Annotated in this window: 17 protein-coding genes; 9 read left to right on the top strand and 8 right to left on the bottom strand. The window is 67.5% G+C overall.

The features are described 5' to 3' along the window. The first annotated feature begins 98 nt into the window (after nt 1–98). The 3 genes from ASD13_RS12685 (at nt 99) to ASD13_RS12675 (ending at nt 1,200) form a co-directional block, all read left to right on the top strand. Entirely contained in the window at nt 99–326 is a 228-nt protein-coding gene (locus ASD13_RS12685; protein WP_157535637.1) for a hypothetical protein, read from the top strand. Then, nucleotides 323–655 carry a hypothetical protein gene (locus tag ASD13_RS12680; protein WP_055869727.1) on the top strand — a complete coding sequence of 111 codons (333 nt, stop codon included), beginning with the start codon at nt 323–325 and terminating at the stop codon, nt 653–655. Before ASD13_RS12685 ends, ASD13_RS12680 begins: the two co-directional genes overlap by 4 nt. A 254-nt stretch (nt 656–909) precedes the next feature. Beyond that, nucleotides 910–1,200 carry a hypothetical protein gene (locus tag ASD13_RS12675; RefSeq protein WP_055869726.1) on the top strand — a complete coding sequence of 97 codons (291 nt, stop codon included), beginning with the start codon at nt 910–912 and terminating at the stop codon, nt 1,198–1,200. A 39-nt stretch (nt 1,201–1,239) separates the two neighbouring features. Here the strand turns inward: ASD13_RS12675 and ASD13_RS12670 are convergent, their stop codons facing one another. The 3 genes from ASD13_RS12670 to ASD13_RS12660 all read right to left on the bottom strand — a co-directional run bounded on the left by ASD13_RS12670 (nt 1,240) and on the right by ASD13_RS12660 (nt 3,854). Then, complete coding sequence (locus ASD13_RS12670; protein WP_055869723.1) at nt 1,240–2,085, bottom strand: hypothetical protein; 846 nt, start codon at nt 2,083–2,085, stop codon at nt 1,240–1,242. A gap of 47 nt (nt 2,086–2,132) precedes the next feature. Next, nucleotides 2,133–3,458: a VCBS repeat domain-containing M23 family metallopeptidase gene (locus ASD13_RS12665; protein ID WP_051056645.1), complete on the bottom strand. Its 1,326-nt coding sequence runs from the start codon at nt 3,456–3,458 to the stop codon at nt 2,133–2,135. A 132-nt stretch (nt 3,459–3,590) separates the two neighbouring features. Further along, a complete protein-coding gene (locus ASD13_RS12660; RefSeq protein ID WP_235562622.1) occupies nt 3,591–3,854 on the bottom strand; it encodes a hypothetical protein in 264 nt (87 codons plus the stop codon). A 134-nt stretch (nt 3,855–3,988) separates the two neighbouring features. Between ASD13_RS12660 and ASD13_RS12655 the strand changes: the two genes are divergently transcribed. The 3 genes from ASD13_RS12655 to ASD13_RS12645 all read left to right on the top strand — a co-directional run bounded on the left by ASD13_RS12655 (nt 3,989) and on the right by ASD13_RS12645 (nt 6,486). Continuing rightward, nucleotides 3,989–4,294: a DUF7882 family protein gene (locus ASD13_RS12655; RefSeq protein ID WP_017831470.1), complete on the top strand. Its 306-nt coding sequence runs from the start codon at nt 3,989–3,991 to the stop codon at nt 4,292–4,294. A 47-nt stretch (nt 4,295–4,341) separates the two neighbouring features. Next, nucleotides 4,342–4,866, top strand: a complete 525-nt coding sequence (locus ASD13_RS12650; protein ID WP_235562585.1) for a hypothetical protein — start codon at nt 4,342–4,344, stop codon at nt 4,864–4,866. Nucleotides 4,867–5,094: 228 nt separating this feature from the next. After that, complete coding sequence (locus ASD13_RS12645; RefSeq protein ID WP_055869715.1) at nt 5,095–6,486, top strand: hypothetical protein; 1,392 nt, start codon at nt 5,095–5,097, stop codon at nt 6,484–6,486. An 86-nt stretch (nt 6,487–6,572) separates the two neighbouring features. Here the strand turns inward: ASD13_RS12645 and ASD13_RS12640 are convergent, their stop codons facing one another. The 4 genes from ASD13_RS12640 to ASD13_RS12625 form a co-directional block, all read right to left on the bottom strand. After that, nucleotides 6,573–7,691 (bottom strand): fatty acid desaturase family protein, encoded by a 1,119-nt coding sequence (locus tag ASD13_RS12640; RefSeq protein ID WP_200942491.1) that lies wholly within the window; start codon nt 7,689–7,691, stop codon nt 6,573–6,575. Between the two features lie 147 nt (nt 7,692–7,838). Next, entirely contained in the window at nt 7,839–8,123 is a 285-nt protein-coding gene (locus ASD13_RS12635; protein ID WP_151486879.1) for a hypothetical protein, read from the bottom strand. A gap of 201 nt (nt 8,124–8,324) precedes the next feature. Further along, nucleotides 8,325–9,278 carry a dioxygenase family protein gene (locus ASD13_RS12630; protein ID WP_055869709.1) on the bottom strand — a complete coding sequence of 318 codons (954 nt, stop codon included), beginning with the start codon at nt 9,276–9,278 and terminating at the stop codon, nt 8,325–8,327. 75 nt (nt 9,279–9,353) lie between these two features. Then, nucleotides 9,354–10,496 carry a low temperature requirement protein A gene (locus tag ASD13_RS12625; RefSeq protein ID WP_055869706.1) on the bottom strand — a complete coding sequence of 381 codons (1,143 nt, stop codon included), beginning with the start codon at nt 10,494–10,496 and terminating at the stop codon, nt 9,354–9,356. 351 nt (nt 10,497–10,847) lie between these two features. On the opposite strand from ASD13_RS12625, the gene ASD13_RS12620 reads away from it, so the two are divergent. The 3 genes from ASD13_RS12620 to ASD13_RS12610 are packed head-to-tail and all read left to right on the top strand — an operon-like array spanning nt 10,848 to nt 14,708. After that, nucleotides 10,848–12,374 (top strand): sugar transferase, encoded by a 1,527-nt coding sequence (locus ASD13_RS12620; protein ID WP_055869702.1) that lies wholly within the window; start codon nt 10,848–10,850, stop codon nt 12,372–12,374. A 4-nt stretch (nt 12,375–12,378) separates the two neighbouring features. Continuing rightward, nucleotides 12,379–13,572: a glycosyltransferase gene (locus tag ASD13_RS12615; RefSeq protein WP_055869699.1), complete on the top strand. Its 1,194-nt coding sequence runs from the start codon at nt 12,379–12,381 to the stop codon at nt 13,570–13,572. Then, the gene (locus ASD13_RS12610; RefSeq protein WP_055869697.1) at nt 13,572–14,708 is read left to right on the top strand and encodes a glycosyltransferase; all 1,137 of its coding nucleotides are present in this window, start codon (nt 13,572–13,574) and stop codon (nt 14,706–14,708) included. Before ASD13_RS12615 ends, ASD13_RS12610 begins: the two co-directional genes overlap by 1 nt. 66 nt (nt 14,709–14,774) lie before the next feature. Here the strand turns inward: ASD13_RS12610 and ASD13_RS12605 are convergent, their stop codons facing one another. Further along, nucleotides 14,775–16,085 (bottom strand): lipopolysaccharide biosynthesis protein, encoded by a 1,311-nt coding sequence (locus tag ASD13_RS12605; protein WP_055869694.1) that lies wholly within the window; start codon nt 16,083–16,085, stop codon nt 14,775–14,777. Nucleotide 16,086: the final 1 nt, after the last annotated feature.

Raw genomic sequence — 16,086 nt, 5'->3', positions numbered from 1 at the left:
CCCCGAAGTGTCTACAGACGGCGCAGTGGCCTCCATCTACGCTCATAACGAATCGCTGGATTCGACCATCGAGTCACGGGGACATCTTGAAGATGCTGATGAATGCACACCAGTCGCTGAAGATCGTTGTCACGGAGGCGCTGTCGGAGCCTATGCTCACCGCGATACCAGCGTTCGCCGAAGCCGCTTCATGTCTGGATGGCGAGGCGGTGACAGCCCAAGAGGTCTCCAGCGCACTCCACAACCTGGGTGATGGGCTTCTCGAGGAATCAGTCAGCGCGCAGCTGTCCACGAAGAATGGCGTCACCGCGCGGTGCGTGCGATGACTACCACCGGGAGCAATCTGGGCGGCAGTTCAGTGGCGACGAGAGCCGGTGTCGTGCTGATCGTGATTCACGCGTTCATGATCTCCACCGGGTTGCTCCTCATCGCGGGGATGCTCAGTGCCGCTGCGGCGTTCACAGGCGGATTGACGATCACCATCCCGTTGGTCGCCTCGTTTCAGGGCTCCTCGGAGGTGGGTACCTCGCCGGCCATGACCCTGACCGGATCCTGGTTCGCTGCCGCCGTTCTGGTCGCAACCTTGACGGTGGCGCTCAGCCTCTTGATCATCAAGATCTCGCGGCTGAGGGACGTGCGTAACTCACGATCCTGATACCCGCCGAGAACTCGTTCAGAAGGTAGCTGCCTACCGTGCCGGTGTTGTGCCGGTAGCTCAGCAGAAGCCACTTCAACCTCCAACGGAAAGCCGAATGGCCACCAGATCGCTGCCAGTCGGAGCCACAAGAGTGATCGCTACAATCACTCAAGAACCCTCGCCAGCTTCTGCATGGCAGAGAGTTTCGCTTTTCCCCGGCGAGCCCACCCCGTGTCACCGTTCGACCGGGAGCCCCAAGACGAGGAGCACAGATGAGCACCCGCCGGATCGAGCTCACGATGCACAGGCCGCGCCTCGCGCTCTATGCGGGCATCAGGCCGACGCTCGTCATCGGCGGACGGGGCCAGCCGACGCAGTGGGGCGATGGCACCTGGCAGGTTCCCGCCGACCGGCACACGACCATCGGCGTCTACCTCTACAACCGCATGTGGCGTTTCGGGCAGGCGGAGCTCGTTCTCGATCCCGAGGACGCATCAGCTCTGGAATACAGAGCCCCGGTGCTCCCGTTTCTCCGCGGCCGCCTCATCCACCGCCCGCTCTGACCTTCCCGCGCCGCAAGCGCCACGGATCGCCGGCGCCGTTCAGAGCGCGTCTTTCGCCTTCCGTGCCGCGTCGAGGGCATTGGCCGCAGCATCCGCCCTCATCGTCGCGTCCACCCGGCGCTGCTCCGCCTCCGGAAGGTCGCGCTCTGCCCTGGTCAGATCGGCGCGGGTCCGGGAGAGCTGGGCCTCGAGTTCCGAAACACGCGCGCTGAGCTCGTCTTTCCGGGCACGCAGCTCCCTCAGCGCCGCATCACGTTCGGCGAGCTCGCGCTCGGCCGACGCCTGTTCCTTCTCGGCCGTGGCGATCGCGCGCTCCGCATCGCGGCGGGCCCTTCGCTCTCGCAGTTCGTCCACCGCGGGCGCTGAGAGCGGCTCCAGCTCGGGCAGCTCGCCCGCGACGGCGTCGCGCACATCGGTCGCCGTCGCCGAGGGCGCGAGGGCGCGCACCAGCCGCCCTGACGCGACGGCAGACGCCGCCACCGTGTCGAAGAAGGCGGCGGAGATGCTCTGCTCGACCGCCTCGAGCGTCGACGGTGTGACACGCTCGCCCCGCGACGCGGCCAGCTCTCCCGCGGCCTGAGCGAGCTTCCTCGTCAGCAGACGCCGTTCACGGCCGAGTTTCGCCAGTGCCGCGGCATCCAGGTCGTCCTGCGCCTCACGAAGTTCCCGAGCCAACGCCAAGGCTTCTGCCAGCTGCCCGGCCCGCTCCTGGGCGAACACGTTCACCACCCACGCCGCGATCGAGGGCTTGCGCAGAGCCATGATCCGCGACGCGAGTGCAGCCTGCCCGGCCTCCTCCGCGCGCGCCTTTCGCGAGGATACGAACTCTTCCGGAGGCCCGGAGCACAACCCCGCCGCGATCTCCTCGAACGTCGGCTCGGCCATGCGCCCACCCTACGCCGCGCTCTTGGACGCGGCGGGCATGCCGTCGACTACTCGATGGCGAGGTGATCGGCCCAGTCGGCGCTGACGAGCCTCCGCGCGCCGAATCCGCCGTCGCCGTTGCCCGGATAGAAGAAGAGCTCGCCCGCCGCCGTGCGCACCAGCAGATCGGCTCGCCCATCGCCGTCGTAGTCGGCCCCTCCCGTCGCCGCGGTGAACTCCAGCCATCCGCTTCCGACGACGACCGGCGGCGAGGCCCCGCCCGAGACCCGCGGGTAGAAGTAGAGGGTGCCGTTGTCGCTCATCGCCATGAGATCCCCCCACCCGTCATTGTTGAAGTCGCCGCCGACGAGGAAGTGGAAGCCGTGCCAGCCGCCGCCGACGGTCTTGGGCGTTCCCCCGAGGCCGCCGGCACCGTTCCCGGGGTAGATGACGAGGACACCGCCCGGCGAGACACCCACCACGTCCTGCTTCCCGTCGCCGGTGTAGTCGGCACCGGAGGTGACGTGCAGCATGTCGTACCAGCCGGCACCGATGCCCACCGGCGCCGCCACCCCTCCGGCACCGTTGCCGGCAGAGAACTCGAGCACACCATCCGTCCTGGCTGCGAGGACGTCCCCTCGTCCGTCGCCGTTGAGGTCGGCGCGCGTGAGGTGCCGACGGTCGCCGGCCCAGCCACTGACCAGGGTCGTCGGAGCCTGGAAGCCTCCGGAACCCGTTCCTGCCCGCAGGCGCAGATCGCCGTTGCCCGCCACCAGCAGCAGGTCGGACCTGCCGTCGCCGGTGAAGTCAGCGGGCGGGATCGGAGGGCCGGACTCCGTGCGCAGTCCGGGGAACGTCAGGGGGATCGTCCCTCCGCGCGCGACGTTCGTCAGGCACACGAAGCCATCGTTGATCCCGGTGTACACGGCGCCGTTCCGCCGGACCTCGAAGTGCAGGTGGTACGCCGGCGAGTTCCCCGTGTTGCCCACGATTCCGATCTGCTGTCCACGCTCCACCCGGGTGCCGGGAGCGTAGGTTCCCGGCGAAGCCATGTGCGCGTACCGGGTGACGTAACCGCCCGGATGCTCGACATCGGTGTAGTTGCCGTAGCCGCTGTTCACCGTCCGCGACTTGATCACGCCGCTGTACGCGGCGAGGATCGGCGTGCCACCGGCGGCGGAGATGTCGATACCCTCATGCGCCCGATAGTTGCCACGGCAGCCGTCGCCGACCTTCGATTGGATGTTGCCCGAGGCCGGATACACCATCTGCCCATCGGTGGCCGCGGTCGCCGAGATGCTCGCCGACAATGACGGCACCAGCGCACCGATCACGACCGCGAGCGCGGTGGCGATCCCGATACGACCAAGACGCAGACGGGACGGACCCTTCATCTCGAAGTTCCTCTTGTTCGACGGCCCCAGGGGCGCGATGCCCACCGTCGTCACCGTAGCAGTGCGCCGCGCTGCGCCGCAGAGCGCGGCCGAGGCTCCCGCACATCCGTCTCGGGAGCCCACGGCCCGCGATCACAGCAGGTCGTACTCCCCGCCGTACGGCACGGCACTGTCCCCGGTGTCGCGCGCGTCGTACTCCACCGTCTCGACGGAGATCACGACCTGCGTCGCCGCGGTGATCAGTACGCTCACCGCGCGATTGCCCACCACGACGAATTCGACGAACCCACCGCCCGCGCGCATCGTTCCTTCCATCCGGCCTCTCAGCTCCGCGACGTCCTGGCCCTGCGCCAGGAAGAACTCTGATTCGTTGAGCGCAATCCGCGTACGCGCCATCGTCTGCACCCCGCCCTCCTCGTTGTCATTCCACTGTCGTCATGCTGCGACGGTATCGATCCGATGGCCCTTCGCAGAGGGGGTTGCGCACGGGCCGCAGAAGAGGCAGAACGCGCGCGGTGTAGCGTTCTCTCATGGGCAGACTGCGCTACGACGGGACCTCGGATCCGATCCTCATCGAAGACGCGACGCTGGCGCATCTGAAGATCGTCATCTCGACGAAGCTCCGCCGCCAGGAGAGTTTCATGATGACCTGGCGCCCCGTCACCGACGGCGTGGACAAGCGCGCCACCGTCTGGATCCACCCGGCGATCCCCCTGCAGTTCGGGTACGACGCCGCCGAGCAGCCACCGATCGATCCTCGACTGATCGCGGAGATGATGCAGGCTCTCAACGCGTCGGGCGAGCTGGTGCTCGACCATCTGATGACCTCCGTCTGACGCGCCCTGCGCGAGGGGCACGTCAGGTGTCCGGATACGCTGTGCCCGTGGATGCTGCTGCGTACCTTCTCCTCGGCCTGCCGATCCTCGCGTTGATCATCGGCGGTCCGATCCTGAAGAGCCGCCTGGGCCGCGGAGCCTCGGAGGCCGGTGCCCGAGCCGGCCAGAAGTTCGCCTCTGACCAGCTCGACGCCGCGCTCACCGAACTCGGCACCACAGTGGTGATCCAGGCCGCGGAACCCCGCGCTCGCGAGATCGTGGCATCGGCGATGGCGACGAAGGAGCGCGAGTACGTCATCCGCAGCGACGGCGCCTACGGCATCCGGTTCGTCGAGCCCGATGACACGGTCGCCCGGCTCGTTCCCGTCGCAGACGGAACCCGGATGCAGATCGAGACCTTCCGCGAGTACTTCGGTTTTCCGCAGACCGTGCAGCTGTGGACCGATCTGCGTTCGCGCATCGCCGCCGCAGCGGAGGTCCGCGAGGTCGCGGTCGCCCCAGGAGAACCCGTGCGATACGTGCGCGGCGAGCCTCTCGACGACAGGAACGCGCGCTGGGTGAACGAGGCCTGACCACCCGGCGCATCGAGCGCCCTCGACCGTAGCGCCGGCGGAGCAGGAAGACGAAGGCGAAACATTCAGCAGACGCAACTAGGCTGTAGGGCGCGCCCTGCCCGCCGGTCCTCCGCCGGGTCACGGTGGTGGCGTGCGCCCTGACGACCTCCTCCGGTCCACACCGTCCCGACTGTCGGGATGGAGCCGCCGCTCCCGGTGTGGCCCCGCCAGAAAGGCAAGAAACCCATGAGCGAATCTCCCGGTACCTCCGACCGCGACGGCGAGCGCTCGCCGGACTTCTTCGACCAGCTGATCGAGACCGCGCCCCGCGAGCAGCAGGGTGCGTTCACCGTCGGCTTCCGCGGCTACGACAAGGCCGAGGTCGACGCGGCGCTCTCGACTCTCCGCAACCAGCTCAAGCAGGCCGCCGCAGAGGTCGCCGAGGCCCAGGCCCGCGAAGAGGAAGCCGTCGAGGCGGTGCGGGAAGAAGAGCGCAAGGCTCGCGAAGCTCTCGAGAGCGAACTGACGGCCGCGAACGCGAAGGTGTCCGACGCCGAGCAGCAGGTCGCCACCCTCACCTCCGAACTCGTCGACGCTCCGCAGCCGGACGGCGAAGAGGCTCCGTCGCGCCAGCAGTTCGAGGCGATCCTGCGGGTCGCCGAGGAGCAGGCGAACGTGCTCATCCAGAACGCGGCTGTGCAGGCCGACCGTCTGATGACCTCTGCCCGTGAGGAAGTGACCGCGCAGCGCGCTGAGGCCGAGGCCGACGCCGAGCGGATCACCGCCCAGGCGCAGCGTGACGCCGATCAGGTGCGCCTGAAGATGGACACCGAGTACACGGCGCACGAGGCACGCATCGAGCGCGAAGCCGCGCACGCCGCGGAGAAGGTGAACCAGGCCGCACAGGAGGCCACGGCGATCCGTACCGAAGCTGAGAAGGGCGCGGCCGCGCTGCGCTCGCTCGTCACCCGCGAGACGACCCAGCTGCGTGCCGATGCCGAGCGCGATGTGCGCGACATGAACGCCCGTGTGCTGGAGTTCGAGGAGACCCTCACCCGCCGCCAGGACGACGCGCAGCAGGAGTTCCTCGTGCTGCACAACCAGGCCGTCGCTCACGCGGAGCGGATCACCAACGACGCGAACGAGCAGGTCACGGCATCGCTCGAGCACGCCCAGCGCATCTCGGCACGCGCCGAGGACTACGAGCGCCTGACCCGCTCGCAGGCGCAGGCGATCGAGGCCGAAGCTCAGGTCCGCGCTCGTGAGACGCTCGAGCGCGCTCGCGCCAAGGCCCAGAAGATCGTCGACTCGGTCACCGGCCACACCACTGCGGTGCTGCACGACGCCGAGGACCGCACCCGTCAGCTGCGGTGGCAGCAGCAGCAGCTGACGAGCTTCATGGCCGAGGTGCGCGAGCTGATCCGTCCCGACGGGATCTTCTCCGACGACTCGCTACCCACGGAGATCACCGGAGCGGACGCGCCCGCAGCGCCCGCGCCCGCGACGGTCATCGCCGACGAGGTTCCGGAGGAGACCTTCCTCGGCGACGAGGTGCTCGAGGACGAGCTCGACGACGACCGCCCGCTCGAGAAGATCACGATCGACGTGGTGGAGACCAAGAAGAAGTCCTCCAAGTAGACCCACGAACGACAGAGGCGCGAGCAGGGATTCCTGCTCGCGCCTCTGTCGTTCCCGGACTGATCAGGCCCGGTGATGTCTGGTGGCTACCCCCGGCCGAACTGCGCGACTGCCGGGCAGTCGAAGGGATCTGCTCCGGCGGAGAGTCCGACCCGGTTCAGGTACTCGATGACGATCATGTAGGACCGACCGAGGCTGGTCTCCGTGTAGGGCACGTCGTTCGCCGCGCAGTAGTCGCGTACGATCTCCCGCGCCTTGGCGAGGTGCGGTCGCGGCATGCTCGGGAAGAGGTGGTGCTCCACCTGGTAGTTGAGGCCGCCCATGAGCCAGGTCGTCCACCATCCACCGCTGATGTTGCGGGAGGTGCGCACCTGCTTGGTGAAGAAGTCGAGACGGGCGCCGGGCTCGATGATCGGCATCCCCTTGTGGTTCGGCGCGAACGCGGCTCCCATGTAGACGCCGAAGACCGCGAACTGCACCCCCATGAAGGCGAAAGCCATACCGAGGGGGAGCATCATGAACACGGGCACCAGGATGAGGGCGAACCGGAGCGCGATGATGCTGAGCTCGGTCCAGCGTCCCTTGACGTTCTTCGTCGTCATGAGGTACTTCAGGCCGAGGAAGTGGAGGTTCAGCCCCTCGAGGGTGAGGAGCGGGAAGAAGAGCCAACCCTGCTTGCGGGTGATCAGCTTGATCAGGCCCTTCGCCTTGGCGGCGTCCTCCTCGAGGAACGAGATCGTGTCGACCTCGATGTCGGGGTCCTTGCCGACCTGGTTCGGGTTTCCGTGGTGCTTGGTGTGCTTCGAGTCCCACCACGAGTAGCTCATGCCGATGCTGGCGATCACGATGCGCGCGAGCTTGAAGTTCGCAGGCCCCGTGCTCAGGATCTGGCGGTGCGCGGCCTCATGCCCGAGGAACGCGATCTGCGTCAGGACGATGCCGAGCCCCGCAGCGATCAGCAGCTGGAACCAGCTGTCGCCGAGCAGGATGAAGCCGGTGACGAGGCCGCCGAGGGCCACCGCGATGCCTGCGGCCACGAAGATGTAGAACCACTGGGTGCGCTGAAGCAGGCCGGTCTCCTTGACCACCTGCGACACCTGCTTGTACGCCTGGGCCATGGGCGGGAAGTCCGCATTGCCGGAGTAAGTCTGACGAATCGGGCCCAGCGTTGCCGCGGTCGGTTCGATCTGTGTGATGGAGATGATCTTCTCCTGACGTTCGGAGCCCTCGAGCTGTGGAAGCCCAAGGCAGATGCCCAACGCTTACCTCACAGTAGCCCCGCCCACATGCGCCTTCGGGAATACATCCGCACCCCTTGACGGACCACGCTCGTTGTGCGTGAATCGCTGATTTCAGGCGCGGGCGCGGCGGGTGCGGCGACGCCAGGCCCGAGGCAGCATCGACGGAAAGACGGGCCCACGTCGGGAAGGCTGGTTCGCGTCTTCGAGCGCACGGAAGGCGTCATCGAGCGAGTCGAAGACGCCGAGCTCGGCGCCGTGGTTGTCGCGCACCAGGTGCGCGCTGCCGTCGAACTCGACGAAGCCGGCGAATTCGCCGCCGCGCGTCGCGACGTGCACATCTGTGTCGGCCTGCTTCCAGGTCAACGGATCGGACGGGGGAAAGGTGGTGGTGCTCATGGTCATGCTCATTGCTGTGTGGCGGACACGCGTGGCGCTCCGCAAGATGTGAGACCGAGGGCGGATTCCGCACGCATCGATGTGCGCGGTCCGTAATGGCCCTGATCAGTGGCGACGTGGCGGCCGAGAGGGGCGATGCACACACGCTGCTCGATAAGCATAGCAGACCGGCCCACCCGGCCCCCCATCCACGGTTTCGGCTCAGCTCGACGGCGGCCGACCCCCGCCGCCCGACCCGCCCTGGCCCCCGCCCGCAGCCGGGGTGGTCGCCGTGTCGACGCCGACCGCGAGCGTGGCCGAGTACCCGCCCTGCACGCTTCCGGTGACGGCGGCCACCTGCAGGACACCGGAGTCGTCACCGAAGACGTTGTCGCTCGCGAGCGTGATCTGCGAGAGATTCCTCGCGGAGCCGTCATACGCAGCCTCTGCGTAGACGGCCGCGCAGGCCGCCTCGGGAAGGGCCAGTTGCGACGTCGCGATGGCCGCGCTCGAGTCGGTGATCGCGCCCACATCCGGGTACACCTCGAAGTGGATGTGCGGCCAGCGCCCCGAGTAGCACCCGGGGAACACCGAGGTGAACGACACTCTGCCATCGGCATCGGCGACCTGCACACCGCGCAGGTAGGTGACATCCTCCAGCCCGGAGGAGTACATCGAGTACTCGCCCTGCGCCGTGCAGTGCCACGCGTACACCGCGACGCCCGCGAAGGGGACTCCCCCACTCGCGAGATCGATCACCTGCAACGCGAACGTGAGCGGAACACCTTCGGCGGTCGCACCGCCGTCGATCGACGAGCGGATGTCCTGTCGAACGATCCCCGAGTCCTCGAGCACATCGGGACCGTTCGATCCGTCTCCCGGGTAGGGCCCTGCCGTCTCGTCGGGGATCTCGCCGACGCTCACGGCATCGTCTCCTGAGGGCCCCGACGTCGTCGGCGTCGGGCTCGCCGACCCGACCGACGCCGGCGGCGCGCAGGCCGCGAGCACGACGGCGCCAAGACCCACACCCGCGAGTCCGAGCACACCGCGCCTGGTCACCAGCGTGCGGATATCGAAGGCGGCCCCCTGATCGACGATCTCCTCATCGCGACGATCGAGCAGGCGCCCCTCGTACGCGGGACCATCGGGGGTCTGGGTGGGTTCCGGAATACTCATGATCTGTCTCCTCCTCGACGGACTGTTGCGTGTCCTCAGCGTCGCGGAGCTTCCGATCAGGAGACTTTGCCCGATCTATGCCTTGTCTATGCGCGAGGGCGCGACCGGGGGGCGGAGCACCAGCACGACCACGATGCCGACGAGCACCAGGGCGGTGAGCGTGACCGGGATCGGCAGGACCGGATCGAGCAGCACCAGCACCGCACCTGAGGGCACCACCGTGTTCACGACACGGTCGGCGTTCTCACGGATGGCGATCCACCAGATGGCGAGGAGGAAGATCGCGATCGGGATCGTGACGGTGAGTGATGCCGCGATGCTCGACAGGTGGCTCTTCCCGGTCAGGACGTCGAGCTCCACCTCGATCCCGGCGGAGAAGGCGGCGGCCGCCCCGAACACGAAGTAGTGCGTGTAGCCGTAGCGGAGCGAGCGTCCGAAGCTCGTGATGGCGCGCTGGTGCGGCGGCCAGAAGTAGATCCACCACAGCGACGCCGTGACCACGAGGGTGAGCACCGAGATGGCGATCAGCGGCCCGAGGCTCTCGACCTTGTCGAGGGCGTCGATGATCGCGTTGGCGGAGGCGAGCAGGCTCTCTCCGAGCACGATGAGCGTGAACAGCCCGTAGCGCTCGGTGATGTGGTGTGGATGCCACGGAGTCTGCCTGCGGTACTCGGCGAACACCGGGACGCTGATCTCGGCCAGCACGAAGAGCACGAACGCGACGATCTGCAGCGGGCCCACCGGGATCAGCAGAAACAGGATCCACAGCACCTGGACTGCGGCGATGCCGAGAGCGTACCGACGCGTGGCCGACCGCAGGGGGCCTGCCGACCGTGATGCCCGCAACCACTGCGTCACCATCGCGACGCGCATGACGACATAGCCGAGGACGGGGAGGGTGAAGTCCCCCTCGTTGAAGGCCCCGGGGATGCCCGCAGCCAAGACGAGGACCCCACCCATCTGCACGAACGTCGTGACCCGATAGAGCCAGTCGTCCGTGTCGAACGAGGTGGCGAACCAGGTGAAGTTCATCCAGGCCCACCAGATCGCGAAGAACAGCATCGCGTAGGAGGTGATGCCGTGCAGGAAGTGCCCCTCGCTGAGCGCATGGTGCAGCTGTGCGGAGGCGATGCTCACGGCAACGACGAAGACCAGATCGAAGAAGAGCTCGAGCGGGCTCGCGGTGCGGTGCGGCTGAGAAGGGTCGCGTGGCAGCATCGGTCGAAGCTGGAAGCGCGCAGTGTCTGTATTCACGGTCACCGCGACAGAATAGCCCCGGCTCAAGGGCTCCTCGCAACCTTCTTTCATCCATTCATCAGATTTACCTTCCCGTGGCGGCGATGTTCCGCTACAGTGGTCAAGGTCTGCAGTGCCTGCTGTCAGCGATCATCGTTTGGGACGATGAGAACGCACTCCGTGATGTGGGAATCACGGGGAGTTTCAGCAGGACCCGAGGGGTCGGGACGCAGACGAAAGCCGTGAACGTGGGGTTCATGGTCTGGGGAAACTGGGGAATCACATGTCGCACTGGGTTTTTTTGCGTACATTCACGGCTCATGAGGCTTCGGCATGACTTCGGTCGAGGATGCCCTGAGCATCGCTCGTACCGGCTTCGTGCCGGTCGCAGCTCCGCGAGCCACCAAGTCGGTGACGCGCACGGTGGTCACACCGCGCCCTTCGGCGACTCTGGAACGGCGCCGTCAGTGGGAGCGTCGCTATCGGATGCGGCTGCGGACGACGGATGCGGCTGTCATCCTGTTCGCGATGGGTCTGACGGCAGCGGTCGAGCTGGCCACCGGCGTCTCCGTGCCCGAGGTCCTACGCAACGGCATCCCGCTCGCCGCGCTGTGGTACCTCATGCTCAGCGCGCTGCACACGCGGGACGCCGCGTTGTTCCGCGCCAGCGCCACCGAGTACCGCGGCGTCGCGCACGCCACCGGACTCGCCTTCGGGATCATCGCCATCGTGGCGGTCCTGCTCGCATGGAAGTCGATGCAACTGACGCTGCTGCTGGGGCTGCCCGTCGGTGTGCTGACGCTTCTGGTGACCAGGTGGCTGTGGCGCCACTGGCTGCAGAAGCAGCGCGCCCAGGGGAGATTCGCCTCCCGCACCCTCGTCGTCGGCAACAGGGACGACGTGGAGTATGTGGTCCGCACGCTGCACCCGATCGGCGCATCCGGGTACCAGGTGGTCGGCGCGACGCTCCTCGACGGCAATGCGCGCGACATCGTGATCGACGACACGAGGTTCCCGGTTCTGGGGAACGTGAACTCCGTGTCGTCGGTCGCGGCCGAGGTCGGCGCCGACACGATCATCGTGGCGAGCCGCCCCGAAGGCGAGCCGGAGTTCGTCAAGCAGCTGAGCTGGCAGCTCGAGGGAACCGCTGCCGAGCTCGTGCTCTCCAGCCGACTCACCGACGTCGCGGGTCCGCGCATCTCCTTCGCACCCGTCGAGGGCCTGCCGCTGATCCAGGTGCAGATCCCGACCTACGAAGGCGGACAGCACCTGCTGAAGCGGGCACTGGACGTCGCCGTCGCCACGCTCGCGCTGATCCCGATCGGCCTGCTGGCGCCTGTCCTCGCGCTGCTCATCAAGATGGACTCGCCCGGTCCCGTCTTCTTCTTCCAGGAGCGCGTCGGCCGTGACGGCCGCCGCTTCAAGATGGTCAAGTTCCGTTCGATGAAGACGGACGCCGAGAAGCAGCTCGCCATGCTCAAGGAGCAGAACGAGGGCGCAGGTCTCCTCTTCAAGATGAAGGACGACCCTCGCGTCACCCGTGTCGGCAAGGTGCTGCGCAAGCTCTCACTCGACGAGCTGCCGCAGTTCTGGAACGTGCTCATCGGCGACATGAGCGTGGTCGGTCCTCGACCGCCGCTGCCGAGCGAAGTCACCGCCTACGACGGCACCGTCTTCCGTCGCCTGTACATCAAGCCCGGGATCACCGGCCTGTGGCAGGTCTCCGGACGAAGCGACCTCTCCTGGGACGAGAGCGTGCGCCTCGACCTGCGATACGTCGAGAACTGGTCCGTGATGAACGACCTGCAGATCATGTGGCGTACCGCCAAAGTCATGGTGCAGCCCAGCGGGGCATACTGATCGGATGAGCAATTCGAACCGCCTCACCATCGCGATGGTGGGGACCCGAGGAGTGCCCGCGGCATACGGCGGTTTCGAGACCGCCATCGAAGAGGTCGGGCGCCGGCTCGCGGACCGCGGTCACGACGTCGTCGTGTACACCCGTGGTTCCGAGCGGCGTGAGAAGGAGTACCTCGGAATGCGGGTCGTCCACCTTCCCGCGGTCCCCGTCAAGCAGATCGAGACGCTGAGCCACACGGGGCTGTCGGCCCTGCACCTCATATTCCGACGCCGGCCCGACGCGACCTTCGTCTTCAACGCCGCCAACTCGCCGTTCCTGCCCCTGCTCCGGATGCGCCGAGCACCCGTCGCCCTGCACATGGACGGGCTCGAATGGCGACGCTCGAAGTGGGGACCGCGCGGCAAGGCCTACTACCGCTGGGCCGAGCAGTTCGGGGTGCGCACCGCCGATGCTCTCATCGCCGACGCGCCGGGAATCGCCGACTACTACCGGCACCAGTTCGATGTGCCCACCGAGCTCATCCGCTACGGCGCCCCCATCCTCGATCAGCTGCCCGAGCGCGGAGTCGCCGAGATGGGGCTGGAATCGGGCGGATACCACCTCGTGGTGGCCCGGTTCGAGCCGGAGAACCATGTGCTCGAGATCGTGGAGGGCTACCGCGACAGCGACGCGAAGTTGCCTCTCGTGGTGGTCGGCTCCGCACCGTACAGCGCGGGATACACCCAAGAGATCGAACGCGTGGCCGATGGTGACGAACGGATCCGGCTCGTCGGCGGCGTGTACGACCAGGAGCTGCTCGACGCGCTCTATGCGAATGCACTCACGTACGTGCACGGCCACTCCGTCGGCGGAACCAACCCGTCGCTCCTTCGCGCGATGGGTGCCGGCACCGCCGTCATCGGCTTCGACGTCCCCTTCAACCGGGAGGTGCTCGACGGCAACGGTTGGTTCTTCTCCGATGCTGCCGACGTCGCCAAGCACGTGGTGTCGGCAGAGGCCGACCCGACATCGACCGAGGCCCGCGCCACGGCCGTGCAGGAGATCGCGCGCACCCGGTTCCGCTGGGACGACGTCGCCGACGAATACGAAGCACTCGCCCATCGCATAGCCGAACGCGCGACGATCCACCCCTCCGCTCGACGGGCACGTCGCCGGTCGACAGACTGGGTCCCCGCGCCTGCCGGATCGGGGGCGTGATGAGCGGCGAGAGGAAGAAGCACACCGTTCTGCTCGTGCATCCCGGCGCCGAGCTGTTCGGCTCCGATCGCATGCTGCTCGAGAGCGCGATCGGCCTCGTCGAGGCGGGCGCACGCGTGGTCGTGGCCCTCCCGAGTACCGGACTGCTCGTGAACGAACTCCGCAGCGCCGGCGCCGAGGTCGTCATCGTGTCGATGCTCGTGCTGCGCAAGGTCCTGCTGACGCCACGGGGCCTGCCGAAGCTGTTCCGCGACACTTTCCGCGGCCTGGGTGCCGCGTGGCGCCTGATCGGACGAGTGCGCCCCGACGTCGTCTACGTGTCGACGATCATCATCCCCGAATGGCCGCTGATCGCGCGGCTGCGGGGTATCCGGTCGGTGAGCCACGTCCACGAGGCCGAGGCATCGGGCAACCGACTCGTCAACCGCATCCTCTACTCCCCTCACCTGGCCTCCCACCGCACGCTGGTGAACAGTCGCTTCAGCCTGGATACGATCCGAACCGCGCTTCCTGCCCTCGCGCGTCGGTCGCACGTGGTCTACAACGGTGTCGCCTCTCCTGCGCAGCCGACTTCTCCCCGTCCTCGCACCGAGGGACCGCTCCGTGTGCTGTATATCGGACGACTCTCCCCCCGCAAGGGACCCGACCTCGTGATCGAGGCCGCAGCCCGGCTGCACTCCGCCGGGCGCCCTGTGGATGTGACCCTCCTGGGCGCAGTCTTCGAGGGGTATGAGTGGTTCGAGCGCGATCTGCGCGCGCAGGCCGCAGAAGCCGGGGTCTCCGTCGACTTCGCCGGATTCCACACCGACATCTGGCCGTTCCTCGAGAAGACGGATGTGCTGCTCGTGCCTTCGCGCATCGATGAGCCTTTCGGGAACACCGCCGTCGAGGGAATCCTCGCGCTGCGTCCGGTGATCGCCAGCGACAGCAGCGGTCTCCGGGAAGCGGCAGGCGGCTACGGCACCGCGCAGCTCGTCACCGCCGGCGACTCCGCTGCGATCGCGTCCGCTCTGACCGACATCGACACCCGCTGGGACGAGATGGTGTCGACCGTCGCAGACAGCCGTGGCGAGGCCCTCCGCCGTCACGCGCCCGAGGTGTACCGCTCGAGCATCACCACGCACCTGCTGGGCTGACGCCCCGCATGCGGGGCTGACTCCCCCACCCATCCGGCACGGTTGCCACGGTCGCGCACCGCGCGGCTAGACCTGCTCTAGGTCTCCGACGGTCAGGCGCTTCTTGTTCCGGACGATGTAGATCGAGAACGGGATCAGCTGGCAGACGACGAGCGCGAAGGCGACGCCGATCAGCGGTCCCGCGATTCCCAGCACGGGCGTCAGCACGAAAGAGAGCGTGATCCCCACGGCGGCCATGCTGAGGGTGGGGATCACCTGGAAGCGGATGCCCGGCTTGTCCATGATGAACATGCCCAGCGGATACACCGCCGCGGTCATCATGATCATCAGGCCGAAGGCGAAGATCGTACTGGGACGCACGGTCAGCTCGCCCTGCGTGATGAACCCGAACAGCCACGGACCGACGAGCCACACCATCACCGTGGCGAGCCCGATGGCGACGGCGAACAGCGCCGACAGCAGGAACGGCCCCCGCCGGAGGTCGCCATCGTGCCTGCTCTTCGCGAAATGGGGCCAGAGCGCGAGTCCGCCCGCCATCACCAGGCCGTTGAGGGCGAAGAAGACCTGCCCGGCCACACCGTACTCGGCGACGTCGGTGGGGCCGCCCAGCTGAGCGATCACGTACCGCTGGGAGCCGACCGCGATCGGATAGGTGACCATCTGCGCGAGCATCGGCCAGCCGACATCCATCACCCGGACTCCCGGATACCGCCGGGGTCGCAGGACCATCCGCGCGGCCGAGGGGATCAGGGGCGAGGTGGTGCGCGCCGTGATGAGGATTCCGAGCACCGAGACGAGGAAGGATGCCGCGAAGGACGCGATGGCCACGAAGGAGTGCAGGTTCTCGCCGCCGAACGTGAGCATCAGCCAGACACCGGTCATGGTCAGCGGAGAGATCAGCCCTTGGAGGAGGATCACGATGTGATTGCGGCGCTGTCCCAGCATGATCCGCGCCCAGACGCCGAGAGGGATGCCCAGGCAGAAGATCGTCACGCAGTAGAACGCGGCCAGCGAGGCGCCGGGGCGTCCTCCTGCCTCGCCGAACACCAGCTCCCAGGCCCCGGTGAGCACCAGGATGGTGTTGATCGCCATCGCCGTGGCCGCGAACATGAGCAGCACGCGCCCGACCGACGTGAGCTGGTAACGCAGCTTCTCATCCGTGCGCACGTTCTCGCTCGTCGCGACGGCGTTGACCAGCACCGCCCCGCTGCCGAGGTCGGTGAAGGTCAGCAGCGACGGGATGGTCGTCAGAAGCGTGTACAGGGCGAAGCTGTCGACGCCGGCACCGCCGATGATCATCCGGGTCGTGAGGACGCCGCAGACCAGCGCGATGACCATCGTCAGCGCACGCGCGCCGACAGCGAGAAGAGAGCCCATA

This window comes from Microbacterium sp. Root1433D1 (assembly GCF_001426835.1).
In the GTDB taxonomy this organism is placed as follows: Bacteria; Actinomycetota; Actinomycetes; order Actinomycetales; family Microbacteriaceae; genus Microbacterium; species Microbacterium maritypicum.
The sequence above is the reverse complement of the archived record's forward strand: the minus strand, read 5'-3'. Positions and strand labels throughout refer to the sequence as shown.

Bases quoted from the DNA above. Each gene is read 5' to 3' on its own strand.
- ASD13_RS12685 (WP_157535637.1), top strand. From the start codon at position 99: ATGAATGCACACCAGTCGCTGAAGATCGTTGTCACGGAGGCGCTGTCG.
- ASD13_RS12680 (WP_055869727.1), top strand. From the start codon at position 323: ATGACTACCACCGGGAGCAATCTGGGCGGCAGTTCAGTGGCGACGAGA.
- ASD13_RS12675 (WP_055869726.1), top strand. From the start codon at position 910: ATGAGCACCCGCCGGATCGAGCTCACGATGCACAGGCCGCGCCTCGCG.
- ASD13_RS12670 (WP_055869723.1), bottom strand. From the start codon at position 2,085: ATGGCCGAGCCGACGTTCGAGGAGATCGCGGCGGGGTTGTGCTCCGGG.
- ASD13_RS12665 (WP_051056645.1), bottom strand. From the start codon at position 3,458: ATGAAGGGTCCGTCCCGTCTGCGTCTTGGTCGTATCGGGATCGCCACC.
- ASD13_RS12660 (WP_235562622.1), bottom strand. From the start codon at position 3,854: ATGGCGCGTACGCGGATTGCGCTCAACGAATCAGAGTTCTTCCTGGCG.
- ASD13_RS12655 (WP_017831470.1), top strand. From the start codon at position 3,989: ATGGGCAGACTGCGCTACGACGGGACCTCGGATCCGATCCTCATCGAA.
- ASD13_RS12645 (WP_055869715.1), top strand. From the start codon at position 5,095: ATGAGCGAATCTCCCGGTACCTCCGACCGCGACGGCGAGCGCTCGCCG.
- ASD13_RS12635 (WP_151486879.1), bottom strand. From the start codon at position 8,123: ATGAGCACCACCACCTTTCCCCCGTCCGATCCGTTGACCTGGAAGCAG.
- ASD13_RS12630 (WP_055869709.1), bottom strand. From the start codon at position 9,278: ATGAGTATTCCGGAACCCACCCAGACCCCCGATGGTCCCGCGTACGAG.
- ASD13_RS12625 (WP_055869706.1), bottom strand. From the start codon at position 10,496: ATGCTGCCACGCGACCCTTCTCAGCCGCACCGCACCGCGAGCCCGCTC.
- ASD13_RS12620 (WP_055869702.1), top strand. From the start codon at position 10,848: ATGACTTCGGTCGAGGATGCCCTGAGCATCGCTCGTACCGGCTTCGTG.
- ASD13_RS12615 (WP_055869699.1), top strand. From the start codon at position 12,379: ATGAGCAATTCGAACCGCCTCACCATCGCGATGGTGGGGACCCGAGGA.
- ASD13_RS12610 (WP_055869697.1), top strand. From the start codon at position 13,572: ATGAGCGGCGAGAGGAAGAAGCACACCGTTCTGCTCGTGCATCCCGGC.
- ASD13_RS12605 (WP_055869694.1), bottom strand. From the start codon at position 16,085: ATGGGCTCTCTTCTCGCTGTCGGCGCGCGTGCGCTGACGATGGTCATC.